Below are 19,739 nucleotides of genomic sequence, written 5' to 3'. Positions count from 1 at the left end.
ATGCGCCGGGTGTGGCCGGGTTTATTCCTGCTGCTGCCCCTGTGGGCGGTGGCCGCCGAGGGTGCGTGGCATGCCAGCGTCAGTGGACCGAGTCTCGGGGCGCGTGGTAACTGGTTAAGTTCGCCGCCGCTGCGCGCTTCAGGTTCGGTGCAGGGCTTTATCTCTCAGGTGAGCTGGCGTTATAAGCTGAGCCGTCCGGCCCCGTCAGGGCTGGTGGTTCGGCTTTGTGCTAATCAACGTTGTGTGTTGCTGGATGGAGCCAGCGGCACCACGCGCGGTCTGGCGCATATCGCGGCAGATGAAACCCTGCATCTGGCGTTTGGCTTTAATGGTAAAGGGACGGTGCCACCAGGGTTGCGGGTGGTCAGCAGTGAAGTGACGGTGAATTATCAGTAGCCCATAAAAAACCCGCCTTCTGGCGGGTTTTTCGTGTTACATACGCTCGACGGTTTTGATACCAAGGGTATCGAGACCTTGTCTCAGTGTTTTCGCCGTGAGCGCCGCCAGTTGCAAACGGCTGTTGCGCACCTGCTCATCTTCTGCGGTCAGAATCGGGCAATGTTCATAGAAGCCGGAGAACTGGCCTGCCAGGTCGTAAAGATAAGCACACATCACATGCGGTGTACCATCGCGTGCCACCTGAGTGATCACTTCTTCGAATTGCAGCAGACGGGTCGCCAACTGGGCTTCACGCTCTTCAGACAGCACGATTTCGCCTTGCAGGCTATCGGCATCGATACCGGCTTTGCGGAATACTGACAGGACGCGGGTGTAGGCATACTGCATATAAGGCGCGGTGTTGCCTTCAAACGCCAGCATGTTATCCCAGTCGAAAATGTAATCAGTGGTGCGGCTTTTTGACAGGTCGGCATATTTTACCGCACCAATACCTACCACTTCCGCCAGTGCCTGCAACTCGTCGCTGGACATCTCCGGGTTTTTCTCACTCACCAGTGCCAGCGCACGTTCAACGGCTTCGTCCAGCAGGTCGGCCAGTTTGATGGTGCCGCCGCTACGGGTTTTGAACGGGCGGCCATCTTTGCCCAGCATCATGCCGAAAGCATGGTGCTCAAGCGGCACAGATTCCGGCACGTAACCCGCTTTACGCACGATAGTCCAGGCCTGTTGCAGGTGCTGATGTTGACGTGAGTCGATGTAGTACAGCACGCGGTCGGCATGCAGGGTTTCGTAACGATATTTCGCACAGGCGATGTCGGTGGTGGTGTAAAGATAACCGCCATCTTTCTTCTGCACGATCACCCCCATCGGTTCGCCTTCCTTGTTTTTAAACTCATCAAGGAACACCACGGTGGCACCTTCGCTGATCACCGCCAGACCTTTTTCTTTCAGGTCGGCGACGATGCCCGGCAGCATGTCGTTGTACAGGCTTTCGCCCATCACATCTTTGCGCGTCAGGGTCACGTTCAGGCGATCATAGACTTTCTGGTTCTGACTCATGGTGATGTCGACCAGTTTCTTCCACATGGTGCGGCAATATTCATCGCCGCCCTGCAATTTCACTACATAACCACGGGCGCGCTCGGCAAAGGCTTCATCTTCGTCATAAGTACGCTTCGCTTCCCGATAGAAGGCTTCGAGATCGGCCAGTGCGATATCTTCATGATGTTCGCTCTGCTGTTTCTCCAGATAAGCAATCAACATGCCGAACTGGGTACCCCAGTCACCCACGTGGTTGGCGCGAATAACGTGATGACCGAGGAACTCCAGGGTACGCACCGCCGCATCACCGATGATGGTGGAGCGGACGTGGCCTACGTGCATCTCTTTCGCGACGTTAGGCGCTGAGTAGTCGATGACGATGGTCTGCGGTGCCACATGGCTCACACCAAGGCGCGGTAACGTCAACGCCTGTGCAGCCTGATCGGACAACCACTGGCGATCGAGGAAAATGTTGATGAAGCCAGGACCGGCGATTTCAACCTTGCTGGCAATGCCCGACAGATCGAGATGCTGGATCACCTGTTCAGCCAGCTGACGCGGTGCCTGACCGAGCTTTTTCGCCACGGCCATGATACCGTTCGCCTGGTAGTCGCCGAATTGCACTTTAGCGGACTGACGGACCTGTGGTTCGCAATCGGCAGGCGCACCTGCTGCGATCATTGCCTGACCGACTTTGTCGGAAAGAAGAGCCTGAATATTCACCGCGTTACCTTCATATGCTGAAATAGCTCGCCTGCCACGTGCGAGCCGATGTCGTCATCCCGCAAAGACGTTTTCGGGCTGGCGGGACGGAAAAAATAAGAGGGGAAGTATACGTGAAATGTTAGAGTGCGTCAGCTATCGCATATAGCCGGAAAGAGACAGGGACCTCCAGCGCCGATTAACGGCGCCGTTGAAAGCGACGAGGATTTTTGACGCTTTTGTCTTCACGCACCTTCCAGTGGCGGGAAATAGCAAATCCCATCAATGCAATCAGGACCGCAACAACAATGAGCATAGACATAAGGCCATTCCTTTTATTTGTGTAGCCACAAATTTATAAGAAAGGATTTCAGGCTGCAATTGTTCGCAGGCTAAATAAGACTTATCTCATTGTATTAATTATTGTTATATTAAACATAACTTTAATGCACTTTCATAAAGTAACGACTGGACCTGAGCCTGCGATTAGTCCTAATTCAAAGGCGCTTTTATGCGGTTTTGCGGGGTTTTGGTGGTTAAATCAGATGATTCCGACTATTTTGCCGTCAGAAGTTCTGGAAAAGCAATGTGCTGGAATGATTAAAATATTTAAACTAATGGTGGGGTGATTGACGCATGACGATGATTTTTCCTTCAGAACTGAAGGATTTGGAACAAGACCTGCTGCGCTTTGAACAGGCATTACAGCAATTCTCTGAACGTTTAGGGCTGCAACTGAGCGAACATGACGCCGACCATGTGGCGGTTCGCTGTCACCAATACGCGACGGCAGAGCGCTGGAAACAGGGATTGCTGCAAATCGGCAGCCAGTTCTCGGAGGCGATGATCAACGGTCGTCCGATCTGTTTGTTCAAACTGCACCAGCCGTTGCAACTGGCTGGATGGCAGATTGATGTGATTGAGCTGCCGTGGCCGGGGGAAAAACTCTATCGCCACGAGGGCTGGGAACATGTGGAAATTGTCCTGCGTGGCGAACCGGAAACCCTGGGGATGCGTACCATGGCACTGCTGGCTGATGAAGCGCTGACGCAGCCGGGCATTTCCTTTAAAACCAGTGCGCCGCAGGGAGAAAACGAGCGTCTGCCCAATCCGACGTTGGCGGTAACGGATGGGCAAACCACCATCAAATTCCACCCGTGGCGGCTGGAGGAGATTGTTGCCAGCGAGCAGAACTAATGCTGCGCAGCGACCGCTCGTTGCAGCCGCGCAATGGCTTCCTCCAGCGTGGCACGGGTACAACCGAAGTTGAAGCGGACGAAACGGTCATCGCCAAAGTCGTGTCCAGGTGAGAAACCCAGTCCGTATTGTTCGAAAAAGCTAGTCGGGTTGTCGACACCAAGACCGCTGGCATCGATCCAGCCAAGGTAAGTCGCTTCGGGTGCCACCATACTTAGCCCCGGCAGCGCATTGACCTGTTCAACCAAACGATCACGATTGGCGCGCAGATAGTCGATCTGCGCAGCCAGCCAATCGTCCCCCCCGCGCCAGGCGGCTTCTGCTGCCACTAACGCCAGAATATCCACACCAGGCACGATCCCCTGACGCGTTCGTTTAAAGCGTTTGCGTAACTCCGGATTAGGAATGATCGCCATTGAGGCGCCAAGACCGGCAATGTTGAAGGTTTTGGAGGGAGACATCAGGGTGATGCTGCGCTGAGCAGCATCTTCGCTCAGGGCTGCAAAGGGAATGTGCTCGACATCGGGGGTGAGGATAAGATCACAATGAATTTCATCGGAGCAGACGATCAAATCATGCTGTTGGGCAAACGCCAGATGCGCCAGCAATTCAGAACGGCGATAGGCGGTGCCGCCGGGGTTTTGTGGATTACACAGCATCAGCAGCCGTTCATTGCCCTGCAATCTTTCACTGGCAGTGTGTAAATCCATAAGCCAGCGCTGACCTTCTAATCGCAGCGGCAGGTGTACCTGTCCGCGTTCAGCCAGCCTGGCGGCCGCGCGAAACGGCGGATAAATCGGGTCAGGTGCCACGGTACTTTGCCCGGAGTCGGTAAATGCGCGGACCGAAAGATTGAGGCCGCTTACCACGCCAGGCAGCAGGACGATCCACTCCGGTTGGATACGCCAGCCATAGCGCTGCTCAAGGCGGGAAATTGTGATATCAATCAATCCGTCTGGCGTGTCACCATAACCAAAAACGCCGTGCTCAGCACGGTGTTTTATCGCAGCGATAATGCATTCGGGGGAGCGAAAATCGGTATCGGCTACCCATAATGGCAGCACATCCTGATCGCCATATTTGTGCCATTTCAAACTATCGCTGTGACGCCGGTCTATCCATTGGTCAAAATTGAATGCCATAGTGAGTTTTCCACGTAAACTGTCTCCAATGAGCAGACTAACTTAAGCAATCTTCCCGAGCCAGATGTCATGTAAAGGAGAAAAGTATGACGAAACTGGAAATATGCTGCTATGGCATCGACTGTGCAATGACTGCGCAGCTGTCCGGTGCTGATCGTCTGGAGCTGTGCAGCGCGCCACGCGAAGGCGGGTTAACCCCATCAGCCGGGGTGCTGGAAGCTGTACGACGTGAAATCACCATTCCGGTACATCCGATCGTCCGGCCCCGTGGCGGCGATTTTTGCTACACCGATCGTGAGTTTGAAACCATGAAATCGGATGTGGCGTTAATGCGTGAGCTGGGTTTTCCGGGGCTGGTAATTGGTATGCTGGATGAAGATGCGCATGTTGATATCCCCCGGATGCGGCAAATTATGGCGCTGTGTGAAGGGATGGCCGTGACATTCCATCGAGCCTTTGATTTGTGCCATAGCCCTAAACGCACGCTTGAAGTCCTGAGTGATTTAGGATTAGCGCGCATTCTAACCTCGGGGCAGCAGCAAAGTGCGGAAACCGGAATTCCATTATTACGGGAACTTAATGAACACAGCAGGGGTCCAATCATTATGGCAGGTGCTGGTGTTCGTTTAAGCAACCTGCAAAAGTTTCTTGATAGTGGTTTGCGGGAGGTACACAGTTCCGCCAGCCGCTTAGTCGCTTCCCCGATGCGCTACCGTAAAGCCGGTGTATCGATGTGTTCAGAAGCGGAAACTGATGAATTCAGTCGTTATTGCGTTGATGGTGATGTGGTGGAAGCCATGAAAAGCATGATGCAAATGAACAGCGTCCGGGTCGCCTGAAATCGCACCATTTTTGCCGCGCAGCACGCCGATAGCATGACGTGATGTTTGCAAGTACCAAACCCCAGCCTTCTTGCTGGGGTTCTTTTTATCAAAAGCGCTTCAGCGACTGCTCATAAATATCAATGGCCGTCGCGATGATAGCCGCTTGTGATACCCCGGTATCACTGGCCAGCAACTCGATACGATCGATAGTTTGCAACGGAAGTTTATAGGTTTTAGGTTTAACACCACGTTTTTCGTCACTGCGCTTCTGAATATCACTTGCTGATTGAATCATGCTCAACCCCTTAGTATCGCGTCAGATAAGGTAGGGTAATACTGGTTTTATTAAGATTGCTTTGGGAGTGTAGAAGATCGTCCTTGAGAGTAATCTCATGATTAACCAAACTATAGTTGCTTAATCGGGCTTGACTTTGTTCATAAGAGTTCAAATGCAGCAGAGATCACGAATGTGAAATTTCCGTTGCGAGAATGGAGTTAAGTAACTAAATCAAAGTATAAATAAACTTTTGCGCTGCGTAATTTAGGTCTTATGCGGTGAATCCCCCTGTGCGGCGGGGCAAAGCCAAGGTTTCTGACGTGTCATGCGGGCCGGGATTAGGGCTGATCCGGCTCACCGGGAGGCACCCGGCACCGCACATCATTCAATTTCGTGCAGTTAATCAACGCGATCAGTCTCCTCCATGGCAGCAGCAACTTTTTACCGGGCCATAGCGCATCGAGGAAAAAGATGCTTACATTGGAGTTAAGGCTATTCACGGATAACCATCATGAAATCCATTCCTTGTGCCGTTTTACTGCTGCTTTTTCCGCTCAGTGGCGCTGCGCTGGCCGTCAGCACGCAATGTCCCCCGCTGAGCAAAAATATCACCAATAGCAACAACTGGATCATGCTGGGTGGTAACGCCAAAGGCGCGGTACGCCAGGTGATTGCCGGTGAGTTTGGCAAAGATGTGGATTCGCAAAAACGGATTCTGGGCCAGTTTGACCCCTGCGGCGATTTGATGGTGGCGGATATCACCTACGATAAAAGCGAAAGCAACGTGGTACTCAACATGGAGCAGCACATTGCGCGGGTGCAGGGAGGCTGGGTCGCGGAATACGCTTATCTGGTCAAAGTGTTGAAAGAAGGCAAAGAGGTGGTGGTGGACAATCGCCAGGGAACTATTAACTGGCAGATGGGGCAGCGGGGTAACATTATCAGCTCCTCCGATAAATTTACCAGCATGGGTAAAGAGGGTTTCACCGACACCACTTATCGCTATGACAAGCACTTTCGGCTGGAACGCAGTATCGCGCGTGGCAGTGATGCACTGACCAATGGGGAAAGTGTCTACAACTGGAATCCACAAGGTCTGGTGACCAGCGCCACCAGCGCACGCAGCAAAGATACCTACACCTACGATAACCAATGGCGTGAATTACGTCTGAATGGTACCGCCAGCACGCCCGTCAGTACCATCCGTTCCGTCGATGAATGCCAGCTGTGGGATGATGTCGGCAACTGCACGCTTAGCTATCTGCATGAAACTGAGGTGTTTGAGAAGGGCACTATCGAACGTCACCTGAGTTCGGCTTATAAATACCAGTATTGGGATAAGCCAACGGAGGAACAATGATGCCACCGAAGTGTAGCGGCGCGATTTATCGCGCACGGTTATGAACCCCTGCGCGATAAATCGCGCCGCTACGAAATGTGCGTTATTTCACCGTTTTGCTGAAGGCATCGACTGCCAGGATGGCGTTAGCGATATCTTCCGGCGAAAGATGCGGATTGAGGTTTTTTAGCGTGTCCCCCTCGCTATTGGCTAGCGCACCTACGCGTACCAGATTCTCCCAGCTTTCATTCTCCAGATGCACTTCTTTCAGCGTGGTGGGCATGTTGATCGAACGATAGAAACGGATGTAGCGCGCAATTTCCTCATCCGGGCGCTGTTCCAGCACCATCTGAGTCAGTGTGCCGTAAGCCACTTTCTCGCCGTGGGTCAGGTGATGGATATCACCCTCGATAGCGGTAAAGCCGTTATGAATGGCATGCGCACCCGCCAGTCCCGCATTTTCGAAGCCCAGGCCAGAGAGCAGGGTGTTGGCTTCCACCACCGCCTCAACCGCAGGGGTTACACGCTTCTCTGTCACGGCAGTCCAGGCGCTGAAACCCCACGTCAGCAACGTCTCCTCACAGGCCCGGGCGATAGCCAGCCCGGCGATGGTCGGATCGCCATTGACCATCGATTTGGCATGGGAACGTACGACAGCCTGTGCTTCCACCCAGGTGGCGAGGCCATCGGCAATGCCGGAGGCGAACAGGCGTGCGGGTGCCGCAGCGCAGACAGCGGTATCCACCAGCACCAGGTCGGGGTTTTTGCTGTAGAAGCGGTAGCTCTCAAACACGCCGCTGTCGGAGTAGATCACGGAAAGCGCGCTACAAGGTGCATCGGTGGAGGCGACCGTCGGGACGATGGCGACCGGCAGCTTCAGCTCATCTGCCACCGCTTTCACCGTATCCAGCGTTTTACCGCCGCCCAGCCCGACAATCACGTCGCTGCCCAGAGACTGCGCCAGTTGAGTCAGACGGTTGATCTCATTGCTGGAGGCCTCGCCCTTAAACGCCTGGCGGCTGAATTCAACACTGGCGGCTTTTAAGGTGTGCTGCGTCCGCTCACCAATCAGTTGCCAGACGATATCGTCGGCCACCAGAAAAGCGTGCTGACCCAGCTCAGCGATATACGCACCCAGTTCATCCAGTACGCCAGCGCCTTGTACATACTTCCGTGGTGAAGAGAAAATAAACTTGCTCATAGCCATAACTCCTTTGGGTTAGAAAAGAGACTGGCATCACACTGACATAGATAAATGACGGCAATTTAACCTTTGGTGGCAAGTTGATAATCATTCTCAGTTACTTACGGAAGGTAACTATCGTGTTCCCGGATACACCACGTTAATATGAGGACCAATTCACCGGGAGCGCGCCATGACGTTACTGATTTCATTTCTGTTTGCCATCACCATTCTCACCTTAACACCGGGTTTCGATACCGCATTGGTGCTGCGTACTGCCGCAGCACAGGGCTGGCAACGTGCCTCGGCCACCGCGTTAGGTGTGACTTTAGGTTGTCTGGCGTGGGGCGTGATGGTGGGGTTGGGGTTGGGCGCGTTGCTGCTGGCGTCAGAAATGGCTTATAACCTGCTGAAGTGGGTGGGGGCGGCGTATCTGCTGTGGCTGGGGGTGAAACTGCTGCTGAATCCGCGCACGCAGGCGGTAGCAGACCAGTTCAGCGCCACCAAAGAGCAAAGCTTTTTCGCCTGCTTTGCCCGCGGATTGCTGGGTAATATGTTGAACCCGAAAGTGGGCGTGTTTTATGTCACTTTTCTGCCGCAATTTATTCCGGCAGGTGCCTCGGTGCCGTTGTGGTGTACGTTGATGGCGCTGACCCATATGGCGATCGGCCTGGTGTGGAATGCGGTGCTGATTGGCGGCAGTCATTATTTTGCGGCTCACCTGCGCCGCCCGGCGGTGATTAAAGTGATGGATCGCCTGACCGGTTGCGTGTTTATCGGTTTTGCCGCGAAGCTGGCGCTGTCGCGGCGTTAAGCTTTACGGTTTGCGTGCCACCAGCACCGCGCGCAGCGGTGCCGGATAACCTTCCACCGTTTTGCTGCTGTCGTTGGGATCGAGGAATTCTGCCAGTGATTCACTGGTCATCCAGTCGGTACGCCGTTGTTCTTCCACCGAGGTGATGGCGTAGTCGACAATGCGCACATCAACAAAGCCACACTTCTCGAGCCAGCTTTTCAGCGCAGCAGCAGACGGAATAAAGTAAACGTTGCGCATTTGCGCATAACGCTCACCGGGCACCAGCACCGCGTTCTCATCACCTTCAATCACCAGCGTTTCCAGCACCAACTCGCCCTCGCTGACTAACTGATTTTTCAACTGCAACAGATGGTCCAGCGGGGAGCGACGGTGATACAACACACCCATGGAAAACACGGTATCGAACGCCTGCAACACCGGAAGCTGCTCAATACCGAGTGGCAGCAGGTGTGCGCGGCGATCGTCTCCCAGCAGTTTACGCACCGCTTCGAACTGGCACAGGAACAGCTGCATCGGGTCGATACCCACCACTAACTGTGCGCCGGCACCGACCATGCGCCACATGTGGTAACCGCTACCGCAGCCGACATCCAACACGGTACGGCCAGCTAACGGGGAGATATGCGGCAACACGCGCTGCCATTTCCAGTCCGAACGCCATTCGGTGTCGATCTCGGTGCCATACAGGGAATACGGCCCTTTACGCCACGGCAGCAAATTACGCAGCAGCTTTTCAATCCCGGCGCGTTGACGTTCGGTTAAGTCATCCTGTTGGGCACTGACGCTGTGTAACAAATCGAGTTTCTGCGGCACCAGCGCCGGAAGGTGTTCGACCGATTTTTCCCAGTTGCGAAAATGGCCGTGCAAATTTTCACGCTGCCAGGCTGCAACCTGCGCCGGTAATACTTCCAGCCAACTGGCGAGCGGGCCGGTGGCGATTTGTTGATAAAACCTGCCAAAATCAATCATTTCAACGCCACCAGTGAGCCAAAGTTAAAGCACTGGAACCACAGCTCCGCATGACCAAAACCGGCCTGCTTCAGCCGGTTTTTGTGCGTTTCCACACTGTCGGTCAACATCACGTTTTCCAGCATGCTGCGCTTTTGGCTGATCTCCAGCTCGCTGTAGCCATTGGCACGCTTAAAGTCGTGGTGCATGTTAAACAACAACTCGCCGACTTCAGCATCTTCAAAGCTAAATTTTTCGGACAGCACCAGCGCGCCACCCGGATTCAGACCCTGAGCGATTTTTTCCAGCAGCAGTACGCGCGCATCCGGTTCAAGGAATTGCAAGGTAAAGTTCAGCACCACCAGCGAGGCGTTTTCGATGGGGATATCGCGGATATCCGCTTCTAACACCTGTACCGGCGTATCGGCACGGAAGGCGTCGATATGACGACGACAGCGTTCCACCATCGCGGGTGAGTTGTCGACCGCAATGATCTGACAACCAGGTACATGGATGTTGCGACGCACCGAAAGGGTAGCGGCACCGAGTGAACAGCCGAGATCGTAAACCTGGCTATTGGGCTGCACAAAGCGTTCTGCCAGCATGCCAATCATCGAAATGATGTTGGAGTAACCGGGAATCGAGCGCTGAACCATATCAGGAAAGACTTCAGCCACGCGCTCGTCAAAGGTCCAGTCACCCAATTTATTAATGGGCGCGGAAAATAGCGTATCGCGGTCAGACATAATGAAATATCCGGAGAGAAAACGGAAAGGGCGCTATTCTGGCAGAAACTGCCGCAGGCTGCACCCGTTTCCCATGAGTGTAGCCTGGGCGATCAGAACAGGCTCGATTGCTGCGGCCATACGGGCAGGGTGGGCAAGTGCGGCTCCAGCTGTTGCAACTGCGGCCACAGCGCTTGAATTAGCGGGAAAACCTCGCCCATATCCGGGGTATGGATAAACAGTAATGGATCGCTCTCCGCCAGCCATTCCGGCAACTTGCTCTGCCACGGCTGAAACAACGGCAGGCTTTCAGTTACGCTATCGCTACCGATAAACCGCACCATCGGCTGCTGGCCGGTTCGTATCGCATGCGGCGGTACGCGCGGCTTCTTTCTGCGCGCCTCAATGGCGGCGGCGGTTTGCGATTGGGAAGCATGAACCGGGCGGCTATCGAGGATCACCCGATTCACCCCACGTTGTTGCAGGCCACGGTTCAGGGCGCGTTCCGCTTCCCCTTTGGCAAAGAACGCAGCATGGCGCACTTCCACGCCATAGCTGAAGCGGCGTGGCAGACTATCGAGAAACTGCCACAGATCATGGAGCTGTGCCGGAGAAAAGGCGGCAGGCAGTTGCAACCAGTATTGGCCGATGCGGTTGGCTAACGGGTCCAGCAGACGAAAGAATTCATTAAGCAGGTCATCGCAGTTGCGTAATGCGGCCTGGTGGCTGATGCTGGCGGGGAATTTAAAGCAGAAGCGGAAATCGTCGTGGGTCATATCATGCCAGCGCATCACCACTTCCGGTTTGGGCAACGCATATAGCGTGGTATTACCTTCGACACAATCGAACAGCTGCGCGTAATCTGCCAGCGTCTCCAGGCCAAATTGTTTCCAGTGTGGATGTTGCCACTGAGGCAAACCAATACGTAGCGTCAAAAAACAACTCCAGACGGTAAAATCGACCACAGGTTACCCTGTTTTCGCAACCATGGGATAACAACCTGTGACAAAAGCAGATGTTTTGTCGGCTTTGGCGCGGCTCTACTTATCCTGTCTGGCTTTTTCCATTATAATAGCCGCCTTTTTTGCGGCAGCATCTCAGAAGGTTACGCGGCCTGATGCTGTCAGCTGCAGCGGCGAAGTTAAAAGGATACGTTATGCGTACAGAATATTGCGGACAGCTCAATCTGTCTCATGTGGGTCAGCAAGTCACTCTTTGCGGCTGGGTAAACCGCCGTCGCGATCTGGGCAGCCTGATTTTTATCGATATGCGCGATCGTGAAGGCATCGTGCAGGTGTTCTTCGATCCCGATCGTCAGGAGGCTTTCCAGCTGGCGTCTGAGCTGCGTAACGAATTCTGTATTCAGATCACCGGTACCGTACGTGCACGTGATGAGAAGAATAAAAACAGTGACATGGCGACCGGTGAGATCGAGATCTTTGCCCACGCGCTGAACATCATTAACCGTGCTGAGCCACTGCCGTTGGATTCCAACCAGGTCAACAGCGAAGAAGCACGCTTAAAATATCGTTACCTCGACCTGCGTCGTCCGGAGATGGCGCAGCGTCTGAAAACCCGCGCGAAAATCACCAGCTTCGTACGTCGCTTTATGGACAGCGAAGGTTTCCTCGATATCGAAACCCCGATGCTGACCAAAGCTACGCCGGAAGGTGCTCGCGACTATCTGGTGCCAAGCCGCGTACACAAAGGCAAGTTTTACGCGCTGCCGCAGTCACCCCAACTGTTTAAACAGCTGCTGATGATGTCCGGTTTTGACCGTTACTATCAGATCGTTAAATGCTTCCGTGACGAAGACCTGCGTGCTGACCGCCAGCCGGAATTCACCCAGATCGACGTGGAAACCTCCTTTATGACCGCCGAGCAGGTGCGTGAAGTGATGGAACGTCTGATCCGTGAACTGTGGCTTGATATCAAAGGCGTTGACCTGGGCAGCTTCCCACAAATGACCTTCGCTGAAGCAATGCGTCGTTACGGTTCCGATAAACCCGACCTGCGTAACCCGATGGAGCTGGTGGATGTTGCTGACCTGCTGAAAAACGTCGAGTTCCAGGTGTTCTCTGGCCCGGCGAACGATGCCAAAGGCCGCGTGGCTGCGTTGCGCGTACCGGGTGGTGCTACCCTGAGCCGTAAGCAGATTGATGAATACGGCAAGTTCGTTGAAATCTACGGCGCGAAAGGCCTGGCGTGGATGAAGGTCAACGAACTAGCCAAAGGTTTCGAAGGCGTGCAAAGTCCGGTGGCGAAGTTTCTGAACGCGGAGATTGTGGCCGCGATTCTGGAGCGCACCGGCGCACAGGATGGCGATGTGATCTTCTTCGGTGCTGACCGTGCCAAAGTTGTATCCGATGCGCTGGGCGCGCTGCGTCTGAAAGTGGGTCGCGACCTGCAAATCACCAATGACAAAGCCTGGGCACCGCTGTGGGTGATCGACTTCCCGATGTTCGAAGCGGATGACGAAGGCGGTCTGGCTGCGATGCACCATCCGTTCACCTCGCCGAAAGAGATGACGGCTTCAGAGCTGGCCGCTAACCCGGAGCAGGCGATTGCCAATGCGTATGACATGGTGATCAACGGTTATGAAGTAGGTGGCGGCTCGGTACGTATCCATAACGGCAATATGCAGCAGGCGGTGTTCAGCATCCTCGGCATTGCTGAAGAAGAACAGCGCGAGAAGTTCGGCTTTCTGCTGGATGCGCTGAAGTACGGCACCCCGCCGCACGCGGGCCTGGCATTTGGTCTGGATCGTGTCACCATGCTGCTGACCGGCACCGACAACATCCGTGACGTTATCGCCTTCCCGAAAACCACCGCGGCAGCCTGTCTGATGACCGAAGCGCCAAGCGAGGCCAATCCGGCAGCGTTGGCGGATCTGGGGATTCAGCTGGCACCGAAGAAAGACAAGCTTGAGAATAAATAATGGGCTATAAGCATCCGGTCTCGGTTCTGGTGGTGATTTTTGCTCAGGACTCGGGCCGGGTGTTGATGCTGCAACGCCGTGATGACGAGAGCTTCTGGCAATCGGTCACCGGCAGCCTCGAAGCGGGGGAGACGCCGCTTCAGGCCGCACAGCGTGAAGTGCAGGAAGAACTGGCGATTGATGTGGTCAGCGAACAGCTGACGCTGGTGGATTGCCACAAACAAATCGAGTTCGAAATCTTCCCGCACTATCGCCATCGCTACGCACCGGGCACCACCCACAACCGCGAACACTGGTTCCGGCTGGCACTGCCCACCGAGCGCGAGGTGGTCCTCAGCGAACACTTCGCCGCACGCTGGCTGGCACCCGCTGATGCAGCAGCCCTGACCAAGTCCTGGAGTAACCGACAGGCAATTGAAGAATTTCTCTGAATGCCCGTCGCCGCGCGTTTTTCCGGCGGCACATTGGTTAAAATTTATTGAATTTGGTGCGGGTTTGACAGAACGGCACCACAAATATTGAACGCTCAGGTTAGATAGCTAACCTGCACAAGATTTAGATCGGAGAACGAGTTATATGGCCGGACATAGTAAATGGGCGAATACCAAACACAGGAAAGCCGCTCAGGATGCCAAGCGCGGTAAAATCTTCACCAAAATCATTCGCGAGCTGGTGACCGCTGCGAAACTGGGTGGTGGTGATGCCACTTCCAACCCGCGTCTGCGCGCGGCAATGGACAAAGCTCTGTCCAACAACATGACCCGTGACACCATGAACCGTGCGATTGCGCGTGGCGTGGGCGGCGAAGATGATTCCAATATGGAAACCATCATTTATGAAGGTTACGGTCCGGGCGGTTCAGCGGTGATGATTGAGTGTCTGAGCGACAACCGCAACCGTACCGTGGGCGAGGTGCGTCATGCCTTCACCAAAACCGGTGGCAACCTCGGTACCGATGGTTCCGTAGCCTATCTGTTCAGTAAAAAAGGCGTGATCTCCTATGCGCCAGGTCAGGATGAAGATGCCCTGATGGAAGCGGCACTGGAAGCCGGTGCGGAAGATGTGGTGAGTTACGATGATGGCGCAATTGACGTGTTTACCGCCTGGGAACAACTGGGTGAAGTACGTGATGCGCTGGAAGCGGCAGGCCTGAAAGCTGATGAAGCTGAAGTCACCATGATCCCGTCAACCAAAGCCGAACTGGATGCAGAAACCGCACCAAAACTGCTGCGTCTGATTGATATGCTGGAAGATTGTGATGACGTGCAGGAAGTTTATCACAACGGTGAAATTTCCGATGAGGTGGCGGAAACGCTGTAATGGCGTTTTCTCAACCACAACCTGCCGGAGACGCGCTATGGCGATAATTCTCGGGATCGACCCCGGCTCGCGCGTCACCGGTTACGGTGTTATTCGTCAGACCGGCCGCCAGCTCAGTTATCTGGGCAGCGGCTGTATCCGCACCAACGTGACCGACCTGCCTTCCCGTCTCAAGCTGATTTATGCTGGCGTCAGCGAAATCATCACCCAGTTTTCCCCGGACTTTTTTGCCATCGAACAAGTGTTTATGGCGAAAAACGCCGATTCAGCGCTCAAACTGGGGCAGGCGCGTGGTGCGGCGATCGTCGCGGCAGTGAATCTCGACCTGCCAGTGTTTGAATATGCAGCACGCCAGGTAAAGCAGACGGTGACCGGTATCGGCAGCGCCGAGAAAAGCCAGGTGCAGCATATGGTGCGTACTTTGCTGAAGCTTCCGGCCAATCCGCAGGCCGATGCCGCCGATGCGTTGGCGATTGCCATCACCCACTGTCATGTCAGCCAGAATGCCGCGCGCATGAGCGACAGCAAGCTGGTATTGACGCGTGGCAGGTTGCGATCGGGCTAACGCATTCGATAATGGGCTGGATATTCATCCAGCCTTTTTTATGTTATAAATAACCGTCATATGGGTTTATACAAATAAGGAAGCGTTCAGGTGATTGGTCGTCTACGAGGCAATATTCTGGAAAAACAGCCGCCGCTGGTGTTGATTGAAGCGCACGGTGTCGGTTACGAAGTGCATATGCCAATGACCTGCTTCTATGAGCTGCCTGAACTCAATCAGGAAGCCATCATCTTCACCCAGTTCGTGGTACGCGAAGATGCGCAGCTGCTGTTCGGTTTTAACAGCAAGCAGGAGCGCGCGCTGTTCCGTGAGCTGATTAAGGTGAATGGCGTGGGTCCCAAACTGGCGCTGGCGATCCTGTCGGGTATGTCAGCCCAGCAGTTCGTTACCGCAGTCGAGAAAGAAGAGATTGCGGTGCTGGTGAAGTTGCCCGGTGTCGGGAAGAAGACCGCCGAACGTCTGGTGGTGGAGATGAAAGACCGCTTCAAAGGCATGCATGGCGACCTGTTTGGTGGCGATAATGCCTTTACCCTGACCACGCCGTCTGCGGCGCCAGAGAACAACGACGCCGAAGCGGAAGCGGTTGCGGCACTGGTAGCGCTGGGGTATAAACCGCAGGAAGCCAGCCGCATGGTCAGCAAAATTGGTCGACCCGATGCGGACTGCGAAACCCTGATCCGCGAAGCCCTGCGCGCAGCCATTTGAGGTAATGCATGATTGAAGCCGATCGTCTGGTCTCTGCCAGCAGTGTGAATGAAGAAGAGAACCTCGACCGTGCCATTCGTCCTAAGCTACTGGCGGAGTATGTTGGCCAGCCACAGGTGCGAGAACAGATGGAGATCTTCATCAAGGCCGCGCAGTTGCGGGGTGATGCGCTCGATCATCTGTTGATTTTCGGCCCGCCAGGCCTTGGCAAAACCACGCTGGCCAATATTGTCGCCAATGAAATGGGCGTCAATCTGCGGACTACCTCGGGACCGGTGCTGGAGAAAGCAGGCGATCTGGCTGCGATGCTGACCAACCTTGAACCGCATGATGTGCTGTTTATTGATGAGATCCATCGCCTGTCGCCAGTGGTGGAGGAAGTGCTGTATCCGGCGATGGAAGATTATCAACTGGATATAATGATTGGCGAAGGCCCGGCAGCACGCTCGATCAAACTCGATCTCCCTCCCTTTACCCTGATTGGTGCCACCACGCGCGCCGGTTCGCTGACTTCACCGCTGCGCGATCGTTTTGGCATTGTGCAGCGCCTCGAATTCTATAACGTGGCCGATCTGCAACATATTGTGGGCCGTAGCGCCGCCTGCCTCGGTCTGACGCTGAGCGAAGAGGGCGCGCTGGAAATCGCACGGCGTGCGCGGGGTACGCCGCGTATTGCGAACCGCCTGCTGCGCCGTGTGCGTGACTTCGCTGAAGTCCGCGCCAATGGCAATATGAGTGGTGAGGTCTCCGCCAGTGCGCTGGATATGCTGAATGTCGACAGTCAGGGGTTTGACTATATGGACCGTAAACTGCTATTGGCGATTATCGATAAGTTTATGGGCGGGCCGGTAGGGCTGGATAACCTGGCTGCCGCCATCGGTGAAGAGCGTGAAACCATTGAAGATGTGATTGAACCCTACCTGATCCAGCAGGGCTTTATTCAGCGCACGCCGCGTGGCCGTATGGCAACGCAGCATGCGTATCGTCACTTCGGCATTACGCGCGAAGAGTAAACCGACGTCAGGACGCCGGTTTTTTTTGCCATGCTGATGATAAACAGCACGGCTGCACAAAGTACCACTGAAGGACCGGCTGGCGTGTCGTACAATGCTGAAAAGCTCAAGCCGCCGGTCACCGCGAGAATACCGATAATCACCGCAAAACCCGCCATCTGCTCAGGGGAGCGGGAAAAGCGGCGCGCGGTAGCTGCCGGGATGATCAGCAGCGAGGTAATAATCAGCGCGCCGACAAACTTCATCGCCACACCGATGGTCAGTGCGGTGACCAGCATCAGCATCAGACGTGTGCGTTGAATATTGACACCGTCAACCTGCGCCAGCTCCGGGCTGATGGTCATCGACAGCAATGAACGCCACTGCCACGCCATCACCGCCAGCACAATCGCCACGCCACCGCCCATCATCCACAGATCCTGCGGTGTGACCGCCAGCAGATCGCCGAACAGATAGGCCATTAAATCCACCCGCACCCCGGACATCAGGCTGACTACCACCAGGCCCAGCGACAGCGCGCTGTGGGCCATAATGCCCAACAGGGTATCAATCGCGAGGTGAGGACGACGTTCCAGCCACACCAGCCCCAGCGCCAGGCAGACTGTTACCACGATCACCGCATAATAGGGGTTAACGTTAAACAGCAAGCCGAATGCCACGCCGAGCAATGACGCATGCGCCAGAGTGTCCCCAAAATAGGACATACGACGCCAGACGACAAAAGCACCCAGTGGGCCAGCGGCCAGTGCCAGAAAGACACCACCCAGCCAGCCAGGTAAAAGCAGTTCAATCATGACGGGCCATTTCCTTTGCGCAGAACAATGCGTCCCTGTAAATCGTGACGATGATTATGATGATGGCGATAGATTGCCAGTTGCTGCGCACCGCGCGGACCAAACATGGCAATGAATTCCGGGTGTTGGGATACCGCTTCCGGCGTGCCGGAACAGCAGATATGATGATTCAGGCACAGCACTTCGTCAGTTTTTGCCATCACCAGATGCAGGTCGTGCGAGACCATCAACACGCCGCAGTTCAGTTCACGGCGCAGTTGGTCAATCAGGTCATACAGCGCGACCTGGCCGTTAACATCCACTCCTTGCGTCGGCTCATCCAACACCAGTAGCTGCGGATCGCTTAACAGCGCACGGGCCAGCAGGATACGCTGGGTCTCGCCGCCGGATAATTTCTGCAACGGCGCATGCAACAGATGGCCCGCCTGCACGCGCTTCAGTGCTGGCAGGATGGCGTCGGCACGACTGCCGCGTGATAAACGCATAAAGCGTTCGACGCTAATCGGCAGAGTGGGGTCAATATGCAGTTTTTGTGGCACATAACCAATACGCAAATTGGCGTCGCGTTTCACTTCACCGCTATCGGGCGTCAGCAGGCCCAGCACGACGCGCACCAGGGTTGATTTCCCGGCACCGTTAGGGCCAAGCAAGGTTAAAATTTTACCCGGCTCCAGTTTGAGGCTAATGCCCGCAAGTACCGGACGCTGAGCGAATTTCACAGAGATGTTTTCGAGCGTAACAAGTGAAGGCATGATATTTACAGGTTGCACAGAATTTCGGATGTTATAATATCACACTCCATCAACAGGTCACGATGGAATGACGCATTATGTTACACATTAAAAAGCGCCTTGCTTTTACCCTTCCTGCGGTAGCGGTTGCTGCTGCTTTTGCTCTGCCAACCTCTGCTGCGGTGGTTGCCTCAATTAAACCGATAGGATTTATTGCCGCCGCGATCGCTGATGGTGTCACCCCGGTGGAAGTGCTGTTACCGGATGGCGCTTCTGAGCATGATTATGCACTACGCCCTTCAGATGTAAAACGTATTAAAAACGCGGACTTAGTGGTTTGGGTCGGCCCTGAAATGGAAGCCTTTCTGACCAAGTCAGCGGCACAACTTCCGGCGAATAAAAATCTCGAAATTGCTGATATTGCAGGGGTTAAGCCGCTTTTGATTCGCGGCGTAGATGATGACGAACACGAGCACGCTGACGAATTAAGTCAGCAATCAGTAAAGTCTGGTCAACAAGACGCGTCTGATGAACATCATCATCACGGTGAGTTTAATATGCATTTGTGGATGTCCCCAGAGATAGCAAGGCAATCAGCGGTTGCAATCCATGGGAAATTATTGGAACTTATGCCACAAAGTAAGGCCAAATTAGACGCAAACCTGCAGCAGTTTGAAGCAGAATTAGCGGATACCGACAAACACATTGGCGCGCAGCTCGCGCCGGTGAGGAGCAAGGGTTACTTCGTTTTTCACGATGCTTATAGCTACTTTGAAAAACATTACGGTTTATCACCATTAGGGCATTTTACCGTCAATCCTGAGATCCAACCGGGCGCACAGCGTTTAAATCAGATACGAACACAGTTGGTTGAGCAGAAAGCGACATGCGTTTTCGCTGAACCACAATTCAGGCCAGCAGTCATCGATGCAGTGTCACGAGGAACCAATGTGCGTAAAGGCACCCTGGATCCGTTGGGCATGGGAATCAGCTTAACCAAAGACAGCTATGTGAAATTCCTCTCACAGTTGTCGAGCCAGTATGCAAGCTGCCTGAATGGAGCATAGAGGAATAGGTAA

General features: G+C 54.5%; 22 protein-coding genes. 12 read left to right on the top strand and 10 right to left on the bottom strand.

The genetic code is table 11. From position 1 onward, the window contains the following. Positions 1–396 carry a flagellar protein FlhE gene (gene flhE / locus AC6I8W_RS12370; protein WP_497835246.1) on the top strand — a complete coding sequence of 132 codons (396 nt, stop codon included), beginning with the start codon at positions 1–3 and terminating at the stop codon, positions 394–396. A gap of 36 nt (positions 397–432) precedes the next feature. Here the strand turns inward: flhE and argS are convergent, their stop codons facing one another. Continuing rightward, the gene (gene argS, locus AC6I8W_RS12365; protein ID WP_497835245.1) at positions 433–2,163 is read right to left on the bottom strand and encodes an arginine--tRNA ligase; all 1,731 of its coding nucleotides are present in this window, start codon (positions 2,161–2,163) and stop codon (positions 433–435) included. A 178-nt stretch (positions 2,164–2,341) separates the two neighbouring features. Further along, complete coding sequence (locus AC6I8W_RS12360; protein ID WP_013509482.1) at positions 2,342–2,464, bottom strand: hypothetical protein; 123 nt, start codon at positions 2,462–2,464, stop codon at positions 2,342–2,344. Between the two features lie 314 nt (positions 2,465–2,778). Here AC6I8W_RS12360 and AC6I8W_RS12355 point away from each other — a divergent pair, with 314 nt between their 5' ends. Next, positions 2,779–3,339, top strand: a complete 561-nt coding sequence (locus AC6I8W_RS12355) for a VOC family protein (protein WP_497835244.1) — start codon at positions 2,779–2,781, stop codon at positions 3,337–3,339. Here the strand turns inward: AC6I8W_RS12355 and AC6I8W_RS12350 are convergent. Continuing rightward, the gene (locus AC6I8W_RS12350) at positions 3,336–4,481 is read right to left on the bottom strand and encodes a MalY/PatB family protein (RefSeq protein WP_497835243.1); all 1,146 of its coding nucleotides are present in this window, start codon (positions 4,479–4,481) and stop codon (positions 3,336–3,338) included. The two genes, AC6I8W_RS12355 and AC6I8W_RS12350, sit on opposite strands and share 4 nt — an antisense overlap. A gap of 86 nt (positions 4,482–4,567) precedes the next feature. Here AC6I8W_RS12350 and cutC point away from each other — a divergent pair, with 86 nt between their 5' ends. Next, the gene (cutC, locus tag AC6I8W_RS12345; protein ID WP_497835242.1) at positions 4,568–5,320 is read left to right on the top strand and encodes a copper homeostasis protein CutC; all 753 of its coding nucleotides are present in this window, start codon (positions 4,568–4,570) and stop codon (positions 5,318–5,320) included. A 91-nt stretch (positions 5,321–5,411) separates the two neighbouring features. On the opposite strand, the gene AC6I8W_RS12340 is transcribed toward cutC, so the two are convergent. Then, positions 5,412–5,600: a ribbon-helix-helix protein, CopG family gene (locus AC6I8W_RS12340; protein WP_480364113.1), complete on the bottom strand. Its 189-nt coding sequence runs from the start codon at positions 5,598–5,600 to the stop codon at positions 5,412–5,414. A gap of 493 nt (positions 5,601–6,093) precedes the next feature. Between AC6I8W_RS12340 and AC6I8W_RS12335 the strand changes: the two genes are divergently transcribed. Beyond that, on the top strand, positions 6,094–6,942 hold the full coding sequence (locus tag AC6I8W_RS12335; RefSeq protein WP_497835241.1) for a hypothetical protein: 849 nt from the start codon (positions 6,094–6,096) through the stop codon (positions 6,940–6,942). 82 nt (positions 6,943–7,024) lie between these two features. On the opposite strand, the gene AC6I8W_RS12330 is transcribed toward AC6I8W_RS12335, so the two are convergent. After that, positions 7,025–8,122 carry a glycerol dehydrogenase gene (locus AC6I8W_RS12330; RefSeq protein WP_497835240.1) on the bottom strand — a complete coding sequence of 366 codons (1,098 nt, stop codon included), beginning with the start codon at positions 8,120–8,122 and terminating at the stop codon, positions 7,025–7,027. A gap of 175 nt (positions 8,123–8,297) precedes the next feature. On the opposite strand from AC6I8W_RS12330, the gene AC6I8W_RS12325 reads away from it, so the two are divergent. Then, positions 8,298–8,918 (top strand): LysE family translocator, encoded by a 621-nt coding sequence (locus tag AC6I8W_RS12325; protein WP_497835239.1) that lies wholly within the window; start codon positions 8,298–8,300, stop codon positions 8,916–8,918. A gap of 3 nt (positions 8,919–8,921) precedes the next feature. Here the strand turns inward: AC6I8W_RS12325 and cmoB are convergent, their stop codons facing one another. From cmoB to AC6I8W_RS12310, 3 genes are all read right to left on the bottom strand, one after another. Further along, positions 8,922–9,890 carry a tRNA 5-methoxyuridine(34)/uridine 5-oxyacetic acid(34) synthase CmoB gene (gene cmoB / locus AC6I8W_RS12320; protein WP_497835238.1) on the bottom strand — a complete coding sequence of 323 codons (969 nt, stop codon included), beginning with the start codon at positions 9,888–9,890 and terminating at the stop codon, positions 8,922–8,924. After that, the gene (cmoA, locus tag AC6I8W_RS12315; RefSeq protein WP_497835237.1) at positions 9,887–10,615 is read right to left on the bottom strand and encodes a carboxy-S-adenosyl-L-methionine synthase CmoA; all 729 of its coding nucleotides are present in this window, start codon (positions 10,613–10,615) and stop codon (positions 9,887–9,889) included. The genes cmoB and cmoA overlap by 4 nt, the downstream gene beginning before the upstream one ends. 92 nt (positions 10,616–10,707) lie before the next feature. Further along, positions 10,708–11,529, bottom strand: a complete 822-nt coding sequence (locus tag AC6I8W_RS12310) for a DUF72 domain-containing protein (protein WP_497835236.1) — start codon at positions 11,527–11,529, stop codon at positions 10,708–10,710. A gap of 221 nt (positions 11,530–11,750) precedes the next feature. Between AC6I8W_RS12310 and aspS the strand changes: the two genes are divergently transcribed. The 6 genes from aspS (at position 11,751) to ruvB (ending at position 17,135) form a co-directional block, all read left to right on the top strand. Beyond that, a complete protein-coding gene (gene aspS / locus AC6I8W_RS12305; protein ID WP_497835235.1) occupies positions 11,751–13,532 on the top strand; it encodes an aspartate--tRNA ligase in 1,782 nt (593 codons plus the stop codon). Continuing rightward, positions 13,532–13,963 (top strand): dihydroneopterin triphosphate diphosphatase, encoded by a 432-nt coding sequence (gene nudB / locus AC6I8W_RS12300; RefSeq protein ID WP_480364105.1) that lies wholly within the window; start codon positions 13,532–13,534, stop codon positions 13,961–13,963. The genes aspS and nudB overlap by 1 nt, the downstream gene beginning before the upstream one ends. A 145-nt stretch (positions 13,964–14,108) precedes the next feature. Continuing rightward, positions 14,109–14,852: a YebC/PmpR family DNA-binding transcriptional regulator gene (locus AC6I8W_RS12295; RefSeq protein WP_497835234.1), complete on the top strand. Its 744-nt coding sequence runs from the start codon at positions 14,109–14,111 to the stop codon at positions 14,850–14,852. A 37-nt stretch (positions 14,853–14,889) separates the two neighbouring features. Next, positions 14,890–15,417 carry a crossover junction endodeoxyribonuclease RuvC gene (ruvC, locus tag AC6I8W_RS12290; protein ID WP_084875399.1) on the top strand — a complete coding sequence of 176 codons (528 nt, stop codon included), beginning with the start codon at positions 14,890–14,892 and terminating at the stop codon, positions 15,415–15,417. Positions 15,418–15,507: 90 nt separating this feature from the next. Beyond that, positions 15,508–16,122, top strand: a complete 615-nt coding sequence (gene ruvA / locus AC6I8W_RS12285) for a Holliday junction branch migration protein RuvA (RefSeq protein ID WP_013509467.1) — start codon at positions 15,508–15,510, stop codon at positions 16,120–16,122. Positions 16,123–16,130: 8 nt separating this feature from the next. After that, entirely contained in the window at positions 16,131–17,135 is a 1,005-nt protein-coding gene (gene ruvB / locus AC6I8W_RS12280; RefSeq protein WP_497835233.1) for a Holliday junction branch migration DNA helicase RuvB, read from the top strand. Here ruvB and znuB read toward each other — a convergent pair. Further along, a complete protein-coding gene (gene znuB / locus AC6I8W_RS12275; RefSeq protein WP_497835232.1) occupies positions 17,108–17,929 on the bottom strand; it encodes a zinc ABC transporter permease subunit ZnuB in 822 nt (273 codons plus the stop codon). The two genes, ruvB and znuB, sit on opposite strands and share 28 nt — an antisense overlap. Continuing rightward, the gene (gene znuC / locus AC6I8W_RS12270; RefSeq protein WP_497835231.1) at positions 17,926–18,681 is read right to left on the bottom strand and encodes a zinc ABC transporter ATP-binding protein ZnuC; all 756 of its coding nucleotides are present in this window, start codon (positions 18,679–18,681) and stop codon (positions 17,926–17,928) included. The genes znuB and znuC overlap by 4 nt, the downstream gene beginning before the upstream one ends. A 77-nt stretch (positions 18,682–18,758) precedes the next feature. On the opposite strand from znuC, the gene znuA reads away from it, so the two are divergent. Next, positions 18,759–19,727, top strand: a complete 969-nt coding sequence (znuA, locus tag AC6I8W_RS12265) for a zinc ABC transporter substrate-binding protein ZnuA (protein ID WP_497835230.1) — start codon at positions 18,759–18,761, stop codon at positions 19,725–19,727. Positions 19,728–19,739 lie beyond the last annotated feature (12 nt).

This window comes from Pantoea sp. X-Soil-TKNS-1211 (assembly GCF_059730495.1).
Note: the sequence above shows the minus strand (reverse complement) of the source record. Positions and strands in the feature narration are given on the sequence as shown.